The following is a 14,371-nucleotide window of genomic DNA, read 5'->3' as shown; positions in this document are numbered from 1 at the left end:
CGAGATTGTCTATCTCAGATTTTTGCGCGAAAGCCTGCGTGCAATAATAGCGCAAGCTATAAGCTGGATTTGGTGAAAAAGCATCAGCGGCAGAACGATCGCCCCAATGTCTGAACCGGCAAAAATAGCGCTCGCCATGGGCGCACCACTAGCCAGACTCTTTTTCGAACCACAGAATAAGATCGTGATCCTATCGGCTTTATTAAAGCCCAGCCACTCGCTACCATACCATGTGACGACGAGAACAAAGACTAAAAGCGTGATGCTAATACATGTCATCACGGCAAGATCATTCCACGTAACCGTCTGCCAGAGCCCGGTGGTAACCGCTTGGCTAAACGCAAGATAAACCACCATCAAGATGGAGCCGCGATCAACAATAGCGAGCGGTTTATTGTTACGCCGAAGAAAACTGCCAATCCATGGCTGCAGGATCTGACCGAGCACGAAAGGCGCGAACAGTTGAAGCAAGATTGATTGAAATGCATCAAATGAAATTCCACCGCCCCCTTGAACTGTGAAGAGCAAACCGACGAAGAGCGGTGTTATGAACATGCCAAAAATATTAGATGCGGACGCCGAAACAACTGCCGCCGCGACGTTTCCGCCAGCGATTGAGGTGAAAGCAATTGAAGATTGTACCGTTGACGGCAGTACGCACAAATAAAGTATACCCGCATAAAATGCCGAATGTGAAAGACCGGGCACTGCCCATCCAGCGAGTAATCCCAACATCGGAAACAGCACAAAAGTTGCTGACAAAACCGTCAGATGCAATTTCCAATGTGTCGCTCCGCTTAGCACAGCCGCACGTGATAGACGCGCACCGTGCAAAAAGAATAAGAGCCCAACAGAAATTTTAGTAGCAATGCTAAACCAAACCGCAATCTCCCCGCGCACGGGCAAGAACGAAGCCAGCAGCATGGTAGCCACAAGCATAGTGGTGAAGCGATCTGGCAAAAGACGCATTAAATATGCCTTCTTGAAGCTGCGGCTTTGATATTATTCATAACCGTTGGGGTTTTTCGATTGCCAGTTCCACATATCTTGGCACATTTGCCGCAGATCTTTTTTGGCTTGCCAGTTTAGAAAATCGCGTGCGAAACTTGCATCTGCATAGCATTCAGCTACGTCCCCTTTTCTGCGGGGAGAAATCTCATATTCAATTTTGCGATTTGATACGTGCTCAAACGCCTCGATCACCTCAAGCACACTGTGCCCCTGCCCTGTGCCGAGATTGACTGCAAAACATTGCGGATCCTGCAATTTGTTTAGAGCCTTTAAATGACCTTGCGCGAGATCAACGACATGGATGTAATCGCGTATTCCCGTGCCATCGCGCGTCGGATAATCGTTACCCCAAACATTGAGCTGCTTCCGACGGCCAGTCGCAACCTGTGCAATGATTGGCATCAAATTATTTGGAATACCTTTGGGGTCCTCTCCGATCAAACCGCTTTCATGCGCACCAACCGGGTTGAAATACCGCAAAATTGCTATTTTCCAGCTCGGATCACTGGCAAAAAGATCGCGGAGCATGTCCTCAATTATAAGTTTTGTCCGACCATATGGGTTGGTAGCGGATAGAGGCAGATCTTCCGTAATCGGCAGTTTTACCGGGTCGCCATATACGGTAGCGGATGAGCTGAAAACAAGCGTCTTGACGCCGGTCGATTGCATTGCCTGCAGCAAGCGGAGCGTGCCCAACACATTGCAATCATAATAATGCAGGGGCATTTCATTCGATTCGCCCACGGCTTTTAATCCCGCAAAATGAACAACCGCAGTGCAATTATGATGACGGATCACCTGTTCGAGAAACGAACGATCTCGAATGTCACCCGCTTCCTTGCGCGGTGCAAAACCGGTAATTTTTTCAATCCGGCGCAATGCTTCGGGATGACTATTTGCAAAATTGTCCACAACCACCACTTTGTGGCCAGCTTCGATCAACTGAACACAAGTGTGAGAGCCAATATAACCTGCGCCGCCTGTTACAAGGATTGTCATTCTTCATTATCCAAACGTTAACATAAGGTTTTGAGGTGCAATCCTGTCTGACTAAGCAAAAGCTGGACTAACTGCAAGTCAATCAGATAACCAAGGTTTAATTGTTACTGCACATCCTACCTATCGGAGCCCAAATGAAGCCCTCCCGCAACATTGATCGTCTTCTGGAAATTATGGCCGCCCTGCGCAATCCGGATACGGGATGTCCGTGGGATGTCGAACAGGATTTTCGCTCCATCGCACCCTATACGCTGGAAGAGGCCTATGAGGTTCTTGATGCCATCGATCGCGATGATATGGACGATCTAAAAGAGGAATTGGGAGATCTTCTGTTGCAGGTCGTATTTCATGCGCGCATGGCCGAGGAAAACGGGGATTTCGACTTTGGGGATGTCGTTCAAACTGTGACCGACAAGATGATCCGCCGGCATCCACATGTATTTGGCGATGCTGAGCAACGCAAAGCCGGAATGGCAAAAGATTCTTGGAGCCGCATAAAAGCAGAAGAAAAAGCGCAAAGAGCGAGGAGAAGAGACCAGAATGGTCTGGCCGCAGACGAAAAGGACGGATATCTAGACGATATTCCCCACGCCTTCCCTGCCCTGTTACGAGCGCTCAAACTTCAGCAAAAAGCTGCAAAAGTGGGTTTTGACTGGGCTGAAGCGGCGCCCATAATCGACAAAATTGAAGAAGAGATCGCAGAACTTAAATCAGCAATTTCCGAGGGCAAACATTCCTCAATTCAAGAAGAATATGGGGATCTCTTATTTGCCGTGGTAAATTTGGGGCGCCATTTGGATATAGATGCAGAAACCGCATTAATGGCGACCAACGCCAAATTCACCCGTCGTTTTCATTTCATTGAAAAGAGCTTGAAACAGGCCAGCCGTTCTTTGGAAGATGCAAGCCTGGAGGAAATGGAAGCCATCTGGCAAGAATCGAAAAAAAGCGGACTTTGAGCGGTCACAGATCTTTCGGCCATTTTGGACGGAACATTTGGTACACTTCTTCTGTGGTCGCGTAATCCATATATCCTAAGCGCGAGACTGGCCGAGCCTTTTTAATGTCGACCAACCCGTTTGTCAGAACATTTTCATCCAGATGTACAGCGACAACTTCCCCGATCACCATATAGTTTTCGGATAAATTGCCGCTTCGGTCGCGCAATTGTTTGATTTCAACAGCTTCGCACTCCAGAGCGGCATAAGCCTCTTTAACAAAAGGCGCTTCCACCAACTGGCCCGGTGCTGTTGCCAGGCCGGAATATTCAAATTCGCTTGTTCCGCGTGGCGCATCGATGGATGAAATATTCATTTGTTGCTTCAATCGATCACCGACTGCGCTAACCGTGAAAACTCCAGTTTCTTCGATAAAGCTGACACTATCTTTTTTGCCCGAAGACGAAAACATAACCAGAGGCGGCGTATCTGCGATCATGTTAAAGAAGGAATATGGAGCCAGATTCACACAGCCGTTGCGCGATCTCGTTCCAATCCAACCAATGGGACGCGGTGCGATGATCGCTTTCAACGGGTTATGTGGCAATCCGTGTCCGTTACCGATTTCATAAAATATCATTCGATATATAAAACCTTATTTTCCTTTATGATGAATGCTCATCCGGACTTTGAAACTCCGTCACAAGTTCATTCAAATTTGGCCGTGGTCGATCGGGTGCCGATTTAGACGAGGTGCCGATATGAACAAAACCGATAACCCGTTCATGCGGCGCTAGTCCGAGATAGGCGCGAGCGGATTCGTCGTTTGAATACCAGTTGGTAATCCAATTGGTGGCGTAGCCTAGTGCATTTGCGGCAAGGCAAAGTTTCATCGCCACCGCTCCGCCCGACAAAAACTGCTCCCATTCCGGGATACGATCTTGGTCGACGGGCGATGATATAACTCCGATAACGAGAGGTGCCCGCGCAAAACGGGCTTTTTCTTGAGCAATGCGGTTTTCCGCAAGTGGCCCTTCGCGCTCCTCTGCACGTTTAGCCAAATATTCGCCAATCGCATAACGGGCATCGCCACGATAGAGAATGAAACGCCACGGCGTTAACCCACCATGATCTGGCACACGTGTGGCTACCGTTAAAATTTGTTCAAGCTCCTGTGAATTGGGTGCAGGCTCCTCCATCGCAGCAATTGGCGTGGAACTTCTCTGCGCAAGAAAATCAAATACAGGATTGGCCATTTCGTCCTCATTTAGAATATGCTTTAAGTCGAATCTACGAATTTTCGCTTGGCACGATCAATACTTCTTTCTCGAGCTGCGCGCAAAAGACGAGCGATGCTAAATCAATCGAAATAGCCTTGAATTTGCCGCAGCCATGGGCCCATAACACGATGCCGTCAAAATCAATGCGTTGAGAACTGGATCGGTTTGTTCATGCGAAACACATATCTCATTGGTGTTTTAATGTTAGCGCTGTCCAATTCTGCCGCTGCACAAAACACTGATTCCATTTCAAGCACCGCACCTGTGCTTAATTTATCTGTGCCAAACTTAGAGCTGCCGCCGATCAGTCCGTATGCCGCACCCGGTAGTCCAGAGAATAATCCTTTGGTCAAGACCTTTGAGCTTAGCCTGAAAGCGCGGCTCATTGAAAACGGACCCGAATTATCCGATGGAATAGTCTGGCGAGTATTTTCGCCCAATATAGGTCCAGATGGGCATTTGCCGTTGATTGCATCTTCCGTGGGCGGAGCTGCGGTGTTTGACCTGCCTCCCGGAAGTTATCTCGTTCATGCGGCCTTTGGGCGAGCAGGCGTTACAAAGCGCATTACATTGAGCAACGCAAACCGCAGTGAAGTCATGAATCTGGATGCAGGTGGCATGAAGCTGAGCGCTTCCCTGCCGGATGACATACCAATCAAAAGCGACCTCGTTCGTTTTACCATTTATGCCGATGACGATAATGCGGAACGTTCCCTCATTGTGCCCGACGTTGAGCCTGATACGGTTATTCGTCTAAATGCCGGAACCTATCATGTCGTCTCTAATTATGGTTCCGCAAATGCGATTATTCGCGCAGATATCCGCGTCGAGCCGGGCAAATTAACGGAAGCTGCCGTTCAGCATCGTGCAGCAGAAGTAACTTTGAAACTGGTACGTGACAAAGGCGGCGAAGCACTCGCCGACACTTCTTGGTCTATCCTCAACGTATCGGGAGATGCGGTGCGGGAAAGCGTTGGTGCTTATTCATCTATGGTGCTGATGGAAGGCGAATATGTCGCGGTAGCGAAAAACAAAGATCGCATTTATCAGCGCGATTTTAAGGTATCTTCGGGCAATAATGAGGAAATTGAAGTCATCGCCAGTGCGGAATTTGAAGTTCCAGACGATGCTGCCGATTGATGCAAATCTCAAGAAAAAGGCCCGGTCACAACCGGGCCAATTTATTTTTACTGTGCGTTACGCAATCGTAATAGATCAGGCGGCGTCGCTTCCTTGGTCAACCGGCTAATGGCTTCATCCAAAGACATGGATTCTTGATCTCTGGAACCGAGCCGGCGCATATTGACGCTCTTTTCTTCCGCTTCCCGCATCCCGCAAACAAGAATCACCGACACTTTCTGAAGCGAGTGCTCGCGTACTTTATAGTTGATCTTCTCATTGCGCAGGTCGGTGACAACCTGAAGTCCGGCCGCTTTAAGCTTTTCAGCTGCCTCCAACGCATAGTCATTGGCCTCGGTGGTGATGGTGGCAACGACAACCTGAGTTGGAGCGAACCATAGCGGCATATGTCCGGCAAAGTTCTCGATCAAAATCCCAAGGAAACGCTCCATTGATCCGCAGATGGCCCGGTGAATCATCACAGGTTGGCGCTTATTGGAATCCTTATCGATATAGAATGCACCAAAACGCTCAGGCAGATTAAAGTCTATCTGCGTGGTTCCGCACTGCCATTCACGACCGATCGCATCTTTCAGAGTATACTCAAATTTAGGCCCGTAAAACGCGCCCTCACCCGGCATAATTCCGGTTTTGATCCCCTCAGACTGCTGTTCAATCTGCTCCAACACCGACATCATCACGCTTTCAGCACGGTCCCAAAGCTCATCGGAACCAACACGTTTTTCAGGACGTGTAGAAAGCTTGATGGTAATTTCCTCAAAACCAAAATCCTTGTAAACAGAAAGGATCAGGTCATTGATGCGCAGACATTCGGCCGCCATCTGTTCTTCTGTGCAGAAAATATGCGCATCATCCTGCGTAAACCCTCGCACGCGCATCAGACCATGCAATGCGCCAGAGGGTTCATAGCGATGGACATTGCCAAATTCAGCCAGTTTGATGGGCAGATCACGGTAGGATTTCAAGCCATGTTTGAAAATCATCACGTGACCGGGGCAGTTCATCGGTTTAAGTGCAAATACCCGATCATCCTCGGTTTCATCGGCTGCTACGGTAACCTTAAACATATTGTCACGGTACCAACCCCAGTGGCCAGACGTTTCCCAAAGCGATTTGTCTAGCACCTGCGGAGCATTCACTTCCTGATAGCCATGACTATCAAGCCTGCGACGCATATAGTTGACCAAATTCTGGAACATGCGCCATCCTTTGGCATGCCAGAATACCACGCCGGGGCCCTCTTCCTGAAAATGGAAAAGATCCATTTCACGCCCCAGGCGGCGGTGGTCACGCTTCTCCGCTTCTTCAAGCATATGTAGATAGGCTTGAAGATCAGCTTCATTTGCAAATGCCGTACCGTAAATGCGAGTAAGCATTGGATTATTGGAATCACCGCGCCAATAGGCACCTGCAACCTTCATCAGTTTGAAAGCGTTGCCAATTTGGCCGGTAGAAGCCATGTGCGGACCCCGGCAAAGATCAAACCAGTCCCCTTGGTAATAAATCTTTAGATCCTGCCCTTCCGGGATCGCATCAATCAACTCGACCTTATAATTCTCGCCCTTTTCAGCAAAAACCTGTTTGGCCTTTTCACGAGACCAGATTTCTTTGGTGAATGATTTGTTGCGCGCAATTATTTCACGCATCTTTTTCTCAATCACCGGAAGGTCTTCAGGGGTAAATGGCTCATCCCGTGCGAAATCGTAATAAAATCCGTTCTCAATAACGGGCCCAATGGTTACTTGTGTCCCCGGAAATAGTTCCTGAACGGCTTCTGCCAGCACGTGAGCGGTATCGTGGCGAATAAGTTCAAGCGCACGAGGGTCTTCGCGAGTCAGAATTTCAACCGTGCCAGAATTGCCAATTGGATCTGAAAGATCACGCACAGTACCATCAATAGCGTAAGCTACAGCTTTCTTGGCAAGTGATTTTGAAATGGATAGAGCAAGCTCGGCGCCAGTCATTGCCGAGTCGTATTGACGCTCTGATCCATCAGGAAATTTTAGGGAAACAACATCAGACATTCTGTTCTTCCTTATCCAGTCCCGCCAACGATTGCGGGTGGTTTCCGAATATTATGCAAGAGTTTGCATAATAGTTATACTTCGCTCCATCGAGCGAAAAATCATCTTTCATTTTTGCGCCAGAAACGCCAAGGCGTAAACCAGCGTTGGTCTTTTGTCAGGCTCCGTGGAACAGGATCAAGCCCGTGTGTTCCAAAGGGGCCGCATCTTACAATGCGAAACAGACCCAACCAGCCACCATTCCATAAACCATGACGCGCAATGGCCTCATATGTATATTCCGAACAGGTAGGCAAGTGACGGCAGGAATTGCCGATAAATGATGAAAGCGTCAACTGATAAAAACGTATAAGCGAGGTTCCAAACAGTCTTCCCGGGGTTTTTCGCCACGGATCCGTGAAATTGCGGGTATTTTTCGGCGATACGCGCGCCCTGCCCGAACCCTGCTCATGCTTTCCGCCGCAGACACACATTAGGCAGCCTTAGCCTTTTCTTCAATTTGCTTTATGCAGTCATTGACCGCATCAAACGTCAGTAGTGTTGAAGCATGTCGCGCTTTATATTCCCGAACAGGTTCAAAATATTTTAGATCGGCAAATCGTCCTTGTGGCGGTGCCGCACCCTCCTGAAGCATCCGATACATAGCGTCGCGTGCAGCCTTCAATTCTTCGGCAGAAGTACCAATAATATTTCGCGCCATGACTGATGATGACGCCTGCCCCAGTGCACAGGCTTTCACTTCATGCGCAAAGTCAGTGACGATGCCATTAGCCATCTTCAAATAGACAGTTACCTTTGAACCACAGAGCTTGGAGTGGACCGTTGCTACTGCATCCGCATCCTCGATCCGCCCAATCCGTTCAATGTTGCCAGCGAATTCGAGAATACGTTTATTATAAATATCATCGATCATCGGAACGATCCTTCCATCCAACCGCGAAATTACAAAAAAATGTCATCTCGCTGTGGTTTGAAGTTGCTTTTTACTGTCTATATAATAGGCAAGAGGCGACTGCGCCATGGGCAGATTATCACATGGCAATTGGCAGCCGCTCATATCATCCGGCAGCCTGTTCTGTCGGATCAATACATCGCCCGCTCACAAAGCGCATCGTTGTATTGTCCGTTTAACTCGTCTCCTCTTAAGAGGGAGACTACTGGAGAATACTGATGGACGCTCGCATCCTAAAACCCGTTGAAAATTCCGACCAGCCTGTTCAGTCTCTCAGGCCCACTCAGGCTGAAGCCGAGGCAGCCGTAAGGACTCTTTTATTATGGGCTGGTGAAGACCCTGCCAGAGAAGGTCTTCTTGAGACACCTAAACGGGTTGTAAAATCCTATTCAGAATTGTTCGGCGGTTATGCCGAGAGCCCCGAAGATGTGCTTGGAACTACTTTTGAGGAAGTATCTGGCTATAATGACCTTGTTTTGGTGAAAGATATTCCCTTCTTTTCCCATTGTGAGCATCACATGGTTCCAATCATTGGCAAGGCTCATGTAGCTTATCTTCCAGATGGAAAGGTCGTGGGCTTGTCCAAGATTGCACGCGTGGTTGATATTTTTGCTCGGCGTCTACAAACGCAGGAAAGCATCACTGCGCAGGTTGGCGACAGTATCCAGCGTATTCTCAAGCCACTCGGCGTAGCTGTAATGATTGAGGCCGAACATATGTGCATGGCAATGCGCGGCATTCGCAAACAAGGTTCTTCAACCATTACAACGACCTTCACCGGCGCTTTTAAAGAACGGGTGGATGAGCAAGTGCGTTTCATGCAGCTGGTTCGCTAACGGGGTTGTCATGAACATTTTTCCTCGTCAGCCTGCCGATAAAACGACAATAGAAGAAGGCGCGGTTTTCATGCCGCGCTTTGATGCATCTGGACTTATCACTGCCGTAGTTACCGACGCTGCGGATGGCGAACTGCTTATGGTCGCCCATATGAATTCAGAAGCGTTGCGCCTAACGCTTGAGACCGGAATTGCCCATTACTGGTCGCGCTCGCGCAACACGCTTTGGAAAAAGGGGGAAACCTCTGGCAACCTCCAAACTGTGGTCGAATTACGCACTGATTGCGATCAAGACGCTCTGTGGCTGAAAGTGCGAGTGGCCGGAGACGGCCCTACCTGCCACACCGAGCGCCGCTCTTGCTTTTACCGGAAAGTCATCGTGGAAGACGACCTGCAAAATATCAGACTTGTCCTCTAAGCCTAACTGATCCCATACTCCTCCCTATGAGCAATATGATCCAATTCGATCTGCTGCTAGTCTTTGTTGGATAGGGGAACATTCGCAATGCTTTCATGGACAGCACGACGGAAGGCACCAACAAACACCCTCGAACTGACTGAAACTGACATTGAAGAGACGATCCATCCAGCCGGAGAATCTCAAAAACTTGCGCTTGCTCTTGGCGGCGGTGCAGCTCGCGGCTGGGCTCATATCGGGGTATTACGCGCTTTAGACGAAGCCGGAATTGAAATAGCCATGATCGCTGGCACATCCATCGGCGCGCTGGTGGGCGGATGTTATCTTGCGGGAAAGCTAGACGAACTGGAAGAGTTCGCACGCAGCCTGACCCGGCGACGCATGTTCAATCTAGTAGATATAACATTTCGTGGCAGCGGCCTATTGGGTGGCATGAAGCTCGACAGCCGCCTGCGAGAGCATCTTGATGGCGTAGAGTTAGAAAGTCTCAGCCGACCTTTTGTAGCCGTTTGCACCGAGCTGCACACGGGTCACGAGATCTGGATATCTTCAGGTCCGCTTATCGACGCGATGCGAGCCTCTTATGCTCTTCCTGGTGTTTTTGAACCGGTACGTTGGCAAGGTCGAATTTTGGTTGATGGGGCCTTGGTAAATCCTGTCCCGGTTTCGGTTTGCAGAGCGTATGAGCAACGGCTCGTTTTGGCAGTTAATCTTCATTACGACCAGTTTGGTCGCGCGGCCGTAATTAAAAACGCTCAGGCTCAGCAGAAGTTTAAACAATCAACTGCGACGGCCAGAGGTGAAAAAGAAAACCGTCTCGGTATCACTGGCGTGATGATGGAGGCATTCAATATAATTCAGGATCGCATCTCCCGCGCAAGAATGGCCGGGGACCCGCCAGACTTATCCATAATGCCCACTATAGGACTTATTGGACTGGCGGATTTTCATCGCGCTGCCGAAGCGATTGATATTGGCTATAGCGAGACCATAAAACGGATTGAAGATATTCGACGATTACAGGGAATCGTTCGCTAAACTGCGATTCTTATTTTTAATAAAGCAGTGCAATTCTTCACTGGGGCCTGCAGAAATCGTTATTAACACCCTTTGACGAATGATCTTCTTGGATCCCGTCGATATCGAATCCGGTATTGAATCCCGGTTTTCTGGCTTTTTAGGGCGATATTTCATCACAATCCCCGACTTTTCAACAAAGCTGCACAAAAAGATGGCCCGAACCTGCACAAGGGGCTTGTGCGCTCCCAAGTGATTTGCTACATGCCCTCTCGCCGACGTAGTTCGGCTCCTACCACGGGCGGTCGTGGCGGAATTGGTAGACGCGCAGCGTTGAGGTCGCTGTGGGGCAACCCGTGGAAGTTCGAGTCTTCTCGACCGCACCATGTTTAAGCTGATTAAGCTTAAATTTACTAACAAAATCAGCAGGTTAACAATCATCGCAACTTGCCAAGCCCCTCACCTCACATCCTAAATCACCCATTGATTTTATTGAGAAACTCAAAACGGTTCCCTCACCTTTAAATCGCTTTTAACCCGCTGCTGACGACAAAAGCGACGAAGGCCATGACAAGGCCGGACACGACCAGCCACATAATTTTTGACAGAATGCCGCTTACCTTCTCGATCTTATTGTCGAGTTCATCAAATCGCTTGTCCACGTTCTTCCAGCGCTCCCCGTCGCGCGCACCGTCTATCTCTGATTTGCGCTGCCATTGCTCCAACGCTGTCAAATGCGGAATTATAGAAGTGATTTGATGTTCTGCGGCATTCATGCGGGATCGCAGATCCTGCTCGTCTGGCATGTTTTTCTCCATCATTTCCAACAGCCCCGCGATTTTCCATAAGAATTATGTGATGCTACACCCTGCCCCGCAGCCATTCGCCAATCTCGACAACCATGTCAGGAATGTAGGAATTCTCCACAACAGCGTCATAAAGATTGTAGAAGGAATTTTTGACCTTATTGACCCGCGCAGTGACACCATCCCAAACGGCATTGAGTTTCCACTCACCCATTCCGTGACACCGCTACCAGCATTATCCATAAGCGAAAGAGCGGCCGCAGCTTCGTTAAATTCCACACCGCCTGCACTTGCTACCGGTCCGGCATATTTCTACATATGGTTAAGGGCCTGCAGCGAGTCGCAGAGACAGATATGGAGTGGCTCGGGAACATCCCGCCCGCCCGCGCTTCATGGATATCAAAAACGCGCATAAGGAACTCAAGAAATCGCCGATGGGTCTCTTGTTCGCACATAAAGCGTGATGTGGGTAACGTATGCCTCAAGACATCGTACGGAGACTAGGATAGTGATCGTTATGAGTCCTAGTAAAACAATAAACTGAGCTAAAACCGTATGGCTAATCATCATCAGTTGGTCCAACTCGCAGAAGTGTTTGTCAAGGCGTTTCAGGCTGCGCTCGTTGAGAGCGAAGAAGTGTTTCATGCGCTTCTGAAGGATTCAAGCAAAGGGTTTAGCAGTGGTGGGCACGGCACTGTGGAGTTCACCGAGGAACTCATCGATGCTTCGCGAAATTTGTCGGCCCGAGCGGTAAAAGTCTTCGGCACAAGCCGCATTCATCAGAAATCAGTCGAAGAAGTCGCCCGCAGTCTCGCATTCAGCAGCAGTGGAACCGATAGCGTAAAAGATATAGCTAAAGCGATAGCAGTTGGTATCAGTGACGCGGCGACGACACGGTATCGCATAATTCGTCCGAACCCCCTTTTTCGTTTCATAGGTAATTTAGATGAGGTGAGGGTTGGGCCTGTTCGGATAACCACGCGTGAAACAATTCGACAAGAGGTAGAAAGTCTATCATCAGTTCTCCGAATTTCTCCGCCTGCTCAAGAAAAGAACGCCTTCACCATCATAAGAGAGGGAAGTTCTTTCGAAACGCATATCCATCTTCCGGCTCTTTGCTGGGATGTGTCGGTACAGGGGATGCCGAAAGGACTGGAGCTACAGGCTCTATGGTTTATCGATGTGGCGATTAGTTTCGTTCGCCTGCACTACAACGGGCCGAAGGGGTTATTCCCCAAACTAGCAGATATCGAACCGCATCCCATTTCCCCACAGTCCGCCCAATCCCAAGGCTTGCGTATTGGCCCTAATGGTCCAGCCTTCGGCGGGAGCTCGGCTGCGCCTTGGTACGAACTTGATGCCGATATCATCGATGTTCTCAATAGCTCGAGTGTGATTAAGGTTGCGGAGCAGGTATTCAATCCCGAGCGCAACACGCTAGCAGAACGTATGCAACAGGCGTTGGGATGGCTGACCCGAGCACGCCGTGCCCAAGAACCTGCGGAGCGAGTGCTCTTCTTTTTCACCACGATTGAAGCGCTACTTTCGGGGAGTAAAGATGGTCCTGTCACGGAAACAATTTCACGATATGCAGGAGTGATATGGAGCGAGAAGCCCGATACGAGGCTGGCATTATATACAAGCCTCAAGAAGCATTATGATCTCCGGTCGCGCATTGTTCACAGTGGAGAGCGAGCCGTGGCCCAGATCGAGGTCAACAACGTTCACTATATTGCTTGGACGATAACTCAGATTCTTTTGCGTCGTGCTGACCTTACTGTCAAACATTCAGACTTCATCGACAGTCTTAAGAAAGCGAGCTTCGGCACAAAACTTGGAATTTGACCGACTTATAACAACCACGTTGATCTTCACGATTCGTCAAATGGGTATAATGAACTACACTCGCTTCTGAACGACTAATTTTGAATTTATTGGGTTCGCCGGTAATGACTGAAAGGCCGTAAAAACCGATTTGTCCCTGAAAATATAAGAGCTCTAGTCGCTACTTATGTAGCGGAGAAAATGCTCGCGCAGCTAATCTGAGCTCATTGAAACCGTGGGACACCCATATGCTAACCTATTGTTATTTAATGCGCCGATTTCCGTTTCCGTGGGACACCTAATCCGTTATTTTACGGGTTTTTTTAAGGTGTTTAAAGATCTTCTCGACCGCACCATTTAAGTTCAGCGGAACTTTTTTCTCAAATGAATTTAATACGATAGCTGCAGTAGGCTGATGTCTAGTGCGGCGCAAGCATAAGCCGGATCAGATCCGGCCCTGCATTTGTAACTCTTCTATTCTTCTCCGGACAAGCTCCCGCATTGGTGCGGTGCGTACCGAATAAGTTTCAACCCAATTGCCAGCTTTTTTCCAGATGCCGTAATGCTTTCGGAAATAATCAATCACCGCAATATCTGCTCGGGTTCGGTCATGTCCCTCTTCAACCAGATTGAGCAAGCTATCGACCCTAGCGCCTTCAGTTTCCGGCAAATATTTTCTTTTGCCCGTCATCCAAATCGGAATGCCGCGACGCTCAAGATGTCCGGAAATCCACGGATCATCAACGGTCCACATCACATCTGGAATGTCATAAAATTTGTCATCAAACCAATCAGGACGGACCAGAACACCACCAAAACCTGCGATCTGATCGACATAGCCTGACTGAGAGAGGTTAGGTTTGTAAAGAAACAGGCTCACAATGCGTTTTATTCGGTAAGCAGCGTCTTTCTTTTTCCACTTACCACGGGGAAGTCTGTTCGCCGGACGACAAACATCTGCTAGGCTCAGGACTCATTGCTCATAGCCAGAAGATAACGGTTGCGGCGAGAGCGATGGCAGAGAAGAAGGTCATAGGGCACCTGTCGTAGCGCGTAGCGACACGTCGCCAGTCTTTTAGACGCCCGAACATGATCTCGATCCGGTTGCGCCGTTTGTAGCGGCGCT

The 14,371-nt window shown here is 49.1% G+C and carries 16 protein-coding genes, 1 tRNA gene and 1 pseudogene; 7 read left to right on the top strand and 11 right to left on the bottom strand.

The annotated features are described in order from the left end of the window. Nucleotides 1-9: 9 nt before the first annotated feature. Both C7374_RS10920 and galE read right to left on the bottom strand, forming a co-directional pair. Nucleotides 10-969 carry a bile acid:sodium symporter family protein gene (locus C7374_RS10920; RefSeq protein WP_111575666.1) on the bottom strand — a complete coding sequence of 320 codons (960 nt, stop codon included), beginning with the start codon at nt 967-969 and terminating at the stop codon, nt 10-12. A 33-nt stretch (nt 970-1,002) separates the two neighbouring features. Beyond that, on the bottom strand, nt 1,003-2,010 hold the full coding sequence (galE, locus tag C7374_RS10915) for a UDP-glucose 4-epimerase GalE (RefSeq protein ID WP_111575665.1): 1,008 nt from the start codon (nt 2,008-2,010) through the stop codon (nt 1,003-1,005). Between the two features lie 134 nt (nt 2,011-2,144). On the opposite strand from galE, the gene mazG reads away from it, so the two are divergent. Beyond that, a complete protein-coding gene (gene mazG / locus C7374_RS10910; RefSeq protein ID WP_111575664.1) occupies nt 2,145-2,969 on the top strand; it encodes a nucleoside triphosphate pyrophosphohydrolase in 825 nt (274 codons plus the stop codon). A 4-nt stretch (nt 2,970-2,973) separates the two neighbouring features. On the opposite strand, the gene C7374_RS10905 is transcribed toward mazG, so the two are convergent. Next, the gene (locus C7374_RS10905; protein ID WP_111575733.1) at nt 2,974-3,585 is read right to left on the bottom strand and encodes a flavin reductase family protein; all 612 of its coding nucleotides are present in this window, start codon (nt 3,583-3,585) and stop codon (nt 2,974-2,976) included. A 28-nt stretch (nt 3,586-3,613) separates the two neighbouring features. Continuing rightward, entirely contained in the window at nt 3,614-4,204 is a 591-nt protein-coding gene (locus C7374_RS10900; protein WP_111575663.1) for a nitroreductase family protein, read from the bottom strand. A gap of 195 nt (nt 4,205-4,399) precedes the next feature. On the opposite strand from C7374_RS10900, the gene C7374_RS10895 reads away from it, so the two are divergent. Further along, nucleotides 4,400-5,368, top strand: coding sequence for a hypothetical protein (locus tag C7374_RS10895; protein ID WP_111575662.1), 969 nt, complete (start codon nt 4,400-4,402; stop codon nt 5,366-5,368). Nucleotides 5,369-5,415: 47 nt separating this feature from the next. Here the strand turns inward: C7374_RS10895 and thrS are convergent, their stop codons facing one another. The 3 genes from thrS to C7374_RS10880 form a co-directional block, all read right to left on the bottom strand. Beyond that, on the bottom strand, nt 5,416-7,392 hold the full coding sequence (gene thrS / locus C7374_RS10890; protein WP_111575661.1) for a threonine--tRNA ligase: 1,977 nt from the start codon (nt 7,390-7,392) through the stop codon (nt 5,416-5,418). A 101-nt stretch (nt 7,393-7,493) separates the two neighbouring features. After that, nucleotides 7,494-7,865, bottom strand: coding sequence for a membrane protein insertion efficiency factor YidD (yidD, locus tag C7374_RS10885; protein WP_111575660.1), 372 nt, complete (start codon nt 7,863-7,865; stop codon nt 7,494-7,496). Continuing rightward, nucleotides 7,865-8,305 (bottom strand): iron-sulfur cluster assembly scaffold protein, encoded by a 441-nt coding sequence (locus tag C7374_RS10880; protein ID WP_111575659.1) that lies wholly within the window; start codon nt 8,303-8,305, stop codon nt 7,865-7,867. Before C7374_RS10880 ends, yidD begins: the two co-directional genes overlap by 1 nt. 257 nt (nt 8,306-8,562) lie before the next feature. On the opposite strand from C7374_RS10880, the gene folE reads away from it, so the two are divergent. From folE to C7374_RS10860, 4 genes are all read left to right on the top strand, one after another. Next, a complete protein-coding gene (gene folE, locus C7374_RS10875) occupies nt 8,563-9,180 on the top strand; it encodes a GTP cyclohydrolase I FolE (RefSeq protein ID WP_111575658.1) in 618 nt (205 codons plus the stop codon). A 10-nt stretch (nt 9,181-9,190) separates the two neighbouring features. Further along, nucleotides 9,191-9,598, top strand: coding sequence for a phosphoribosyl-AMP cyclohydrolase (hisI, locus tag C7374_RS10870; RefSeq protein ID WP_111575657.1), 408 nt, complete (start codon nt 9,191-9,193; stop codon nt 9,596-9,598). An 87-nt stretch (nt 9,599-9,685) separates the two neighbouring features. Then, the gene (locus C7374_RS10865; protein WP_111575656.1) at nt 9,686-10,636 is read left to right on the top strand and encodes a patatin-like phospholipase family protein; all 951 of its coding nucleotides are present in this window, start codon (nt 9,686-9,688) and stop codon (nt 10,634-10,636) included. Nucleotides 10,637-10,916: 280 nt separating this feature from the next. Beyond that, nucleotides 10,917-11,001, top strand: a tRNA-Leu gene (locus C7374_RS10860). 135 nt (nt 11,002-11,136) lie between these two features. On the opposite strand, the gene C7374_RS10855 is transcribed toward C7374_RS10860, so the two are convergent. Next, the gene (locus C7374_RS10855) at nt 11,137-11,421 is read right to left on the bottom strand and encodes a hypothetical protein (protein WP_111575655.1); all 285 of its coding nucleotides are present in this window, start codon (nt 11,419-11,421) and stop codon (nt 11,137-11,139) included. A 55-nt stretch (nt 11,422-11,476) separates the two neighbouring features. Then, complete coding sequence (locus C7374_RS15970; protein ID WP_158527829.1) at nt 11,477-11,635, bottom strand: hypothetical protein; 159 nt, start codon at nt 11,633-11,635, stop codon at nt 11,477-11,479. 341 nt (nt 11,636-11,976) lie between these two features. On the opposite strand from C7374_RS15970, the gene C7374_RS10850 reads away from it, so the two are divergent. Next, a complete protein-coding gene (locus C7374_RS10850) occupies nt 11,977-13,266 on the top strand; it encodes a HEPN domain-containing protein (RefSeq protein ID WP_111575654.1) in 1,290 nt (429 codons plus the stop codon). Nucleotides 13,267-13,690: 424 nt separating this feature from the next. Here the strand turns inward: C7374_RS10850 and C7374_RS10845 are convergent. Together C7374_RS10845 and C7374_RS10840 are read right to left on the bottom strand one after the other, a co-directional pair. Next, nucleotides 13,691-14,209, bottom strand: a pseudogene (locus C7374_RS10845) (glycosyltransferase family 2 protein); the annotation flags it as partial. 16 nt (nt 14,210-14,225) lie between these two features. Next, the coding region (locus C7374_RS10840) for a transposase (protein WP_146612710.1) at nt 14,226-14,371 on the bottom strand (146 nt) is incomplete at its 5' end.

This window comes from Falsochrobactrum ovis (assembly GCF_003259955.1).
GTDB lineage: Bacteria > Pseudomonadota > Alphaproteobacteria > Rhizobiales > Rhizobiaceae > Brucella > Brucella ovis_A.
This window is presented reverse-complemented; position numbering and strand designations above follow the sequence as displayed.

What these genes read in the sequence shown, in the direction of transcription:
- C7374_RS10920 (WP_111575666.1), bottom strand. Translation starts at nt 969, where the DNA reads ATGCGTCTTTTGCCAGATCGCTTCACCACTATGCTTGTGGCTACCATG.
- galE (WP_111575665.1), bottom strand. Translation starts at nt 2,010, where the DNA reads ATGACAATCCTTGTAACAGGCGGCGCAGGTTATATTGGCTCTCACACT.
- mazG (WP_111575664.1), top strand. Translation starts at nt 2,145, where the DNA reads ATGAAGCCCTCCCGCAACATTGATCGTCTTCTGGAAATTATGGCCGCC.
- C7374_RS10900 (WP_111575663.1), bottom strand. Translation starts at nt 4,204, where the DNA reads ATGGCCAATCCTGTATTTGATTTTCTTGCGCAGAGAAGTTCCACGCCA.
- C7374_RS10895 (WP_111575662.1), top strand. Translation starts at nt 4,400, where the DNA reads ATGCGAAACACATATCTCATTGGTGTTTTAATGTTAGCGCTGTCCAAT.
- thrS (WP_111575661.1), bottom strand. Translation starts at nt 7,392, where the DNA reads ATGTCTGATGTTGTTTCCCTAAAATTTCCTGATGGATCAGAGCGTCAA.
- yidD (WP_111575660.1), bottom strand. Translation starts at nt 7,865, where the DNA reads ATGTGTGTCTGCGGCGGAAAGCATGAGCAGGGTTCGGGCAGGGCGCGC.
- C7374_RS10880 (WP_111575659.1), bottom strand. Translation starts at nt 8,305, where the DNA reads ATGATCGATGATATTTATAATAAACGTATTCTCGAATTCGCTGGCAAC.
- folE (WP_111575658.1), top strand. Translation starts at nt 8,563, where the DNA reads ATGGACGCTCGCATCCTAAAACCCGTTGAAAATTCCGACCAGCCTGTT.
- hisI (WP_111575657.1), top strand. Translation starts at nt 9,191, where the DNA reads ATGAACATTTTTCCTCGTCAGCCTGCCGATAAAACGACAATAGAAGAA.
- C7374_RS10865 (WP_111575656.1), top strand. Translation starts at nt 9,686, where the DNA reads ATGCTTTCATGGACAGCACGACGGAAGGCACCAACAAACACCCTCGAA.
- C7374_RS10855 (WP_111575655.1), bottom strand. Translation starts at nt 11,421, where the DNA reads ATGCCAGACGAGCAGGATCTGCGATCCCGCATGAATGCCGCAGAACAT.
- C7374_RS15970 (WP_158527829.1), bottom strand. Translation starts at nt 11,635, where the DNA reads ATGGGTGAGTGGAAACTCAATGCCGTTTGGGATGGTGTCACTGCGCGG.
- C7374_RS10850 (WP_111575654.1), top strand. Translation starts at nt 11,977, where the DNA reads ATGGCTAATCATCATCAGTTGGTCCAACTCGCAGAAGTGTTTGTCAAG.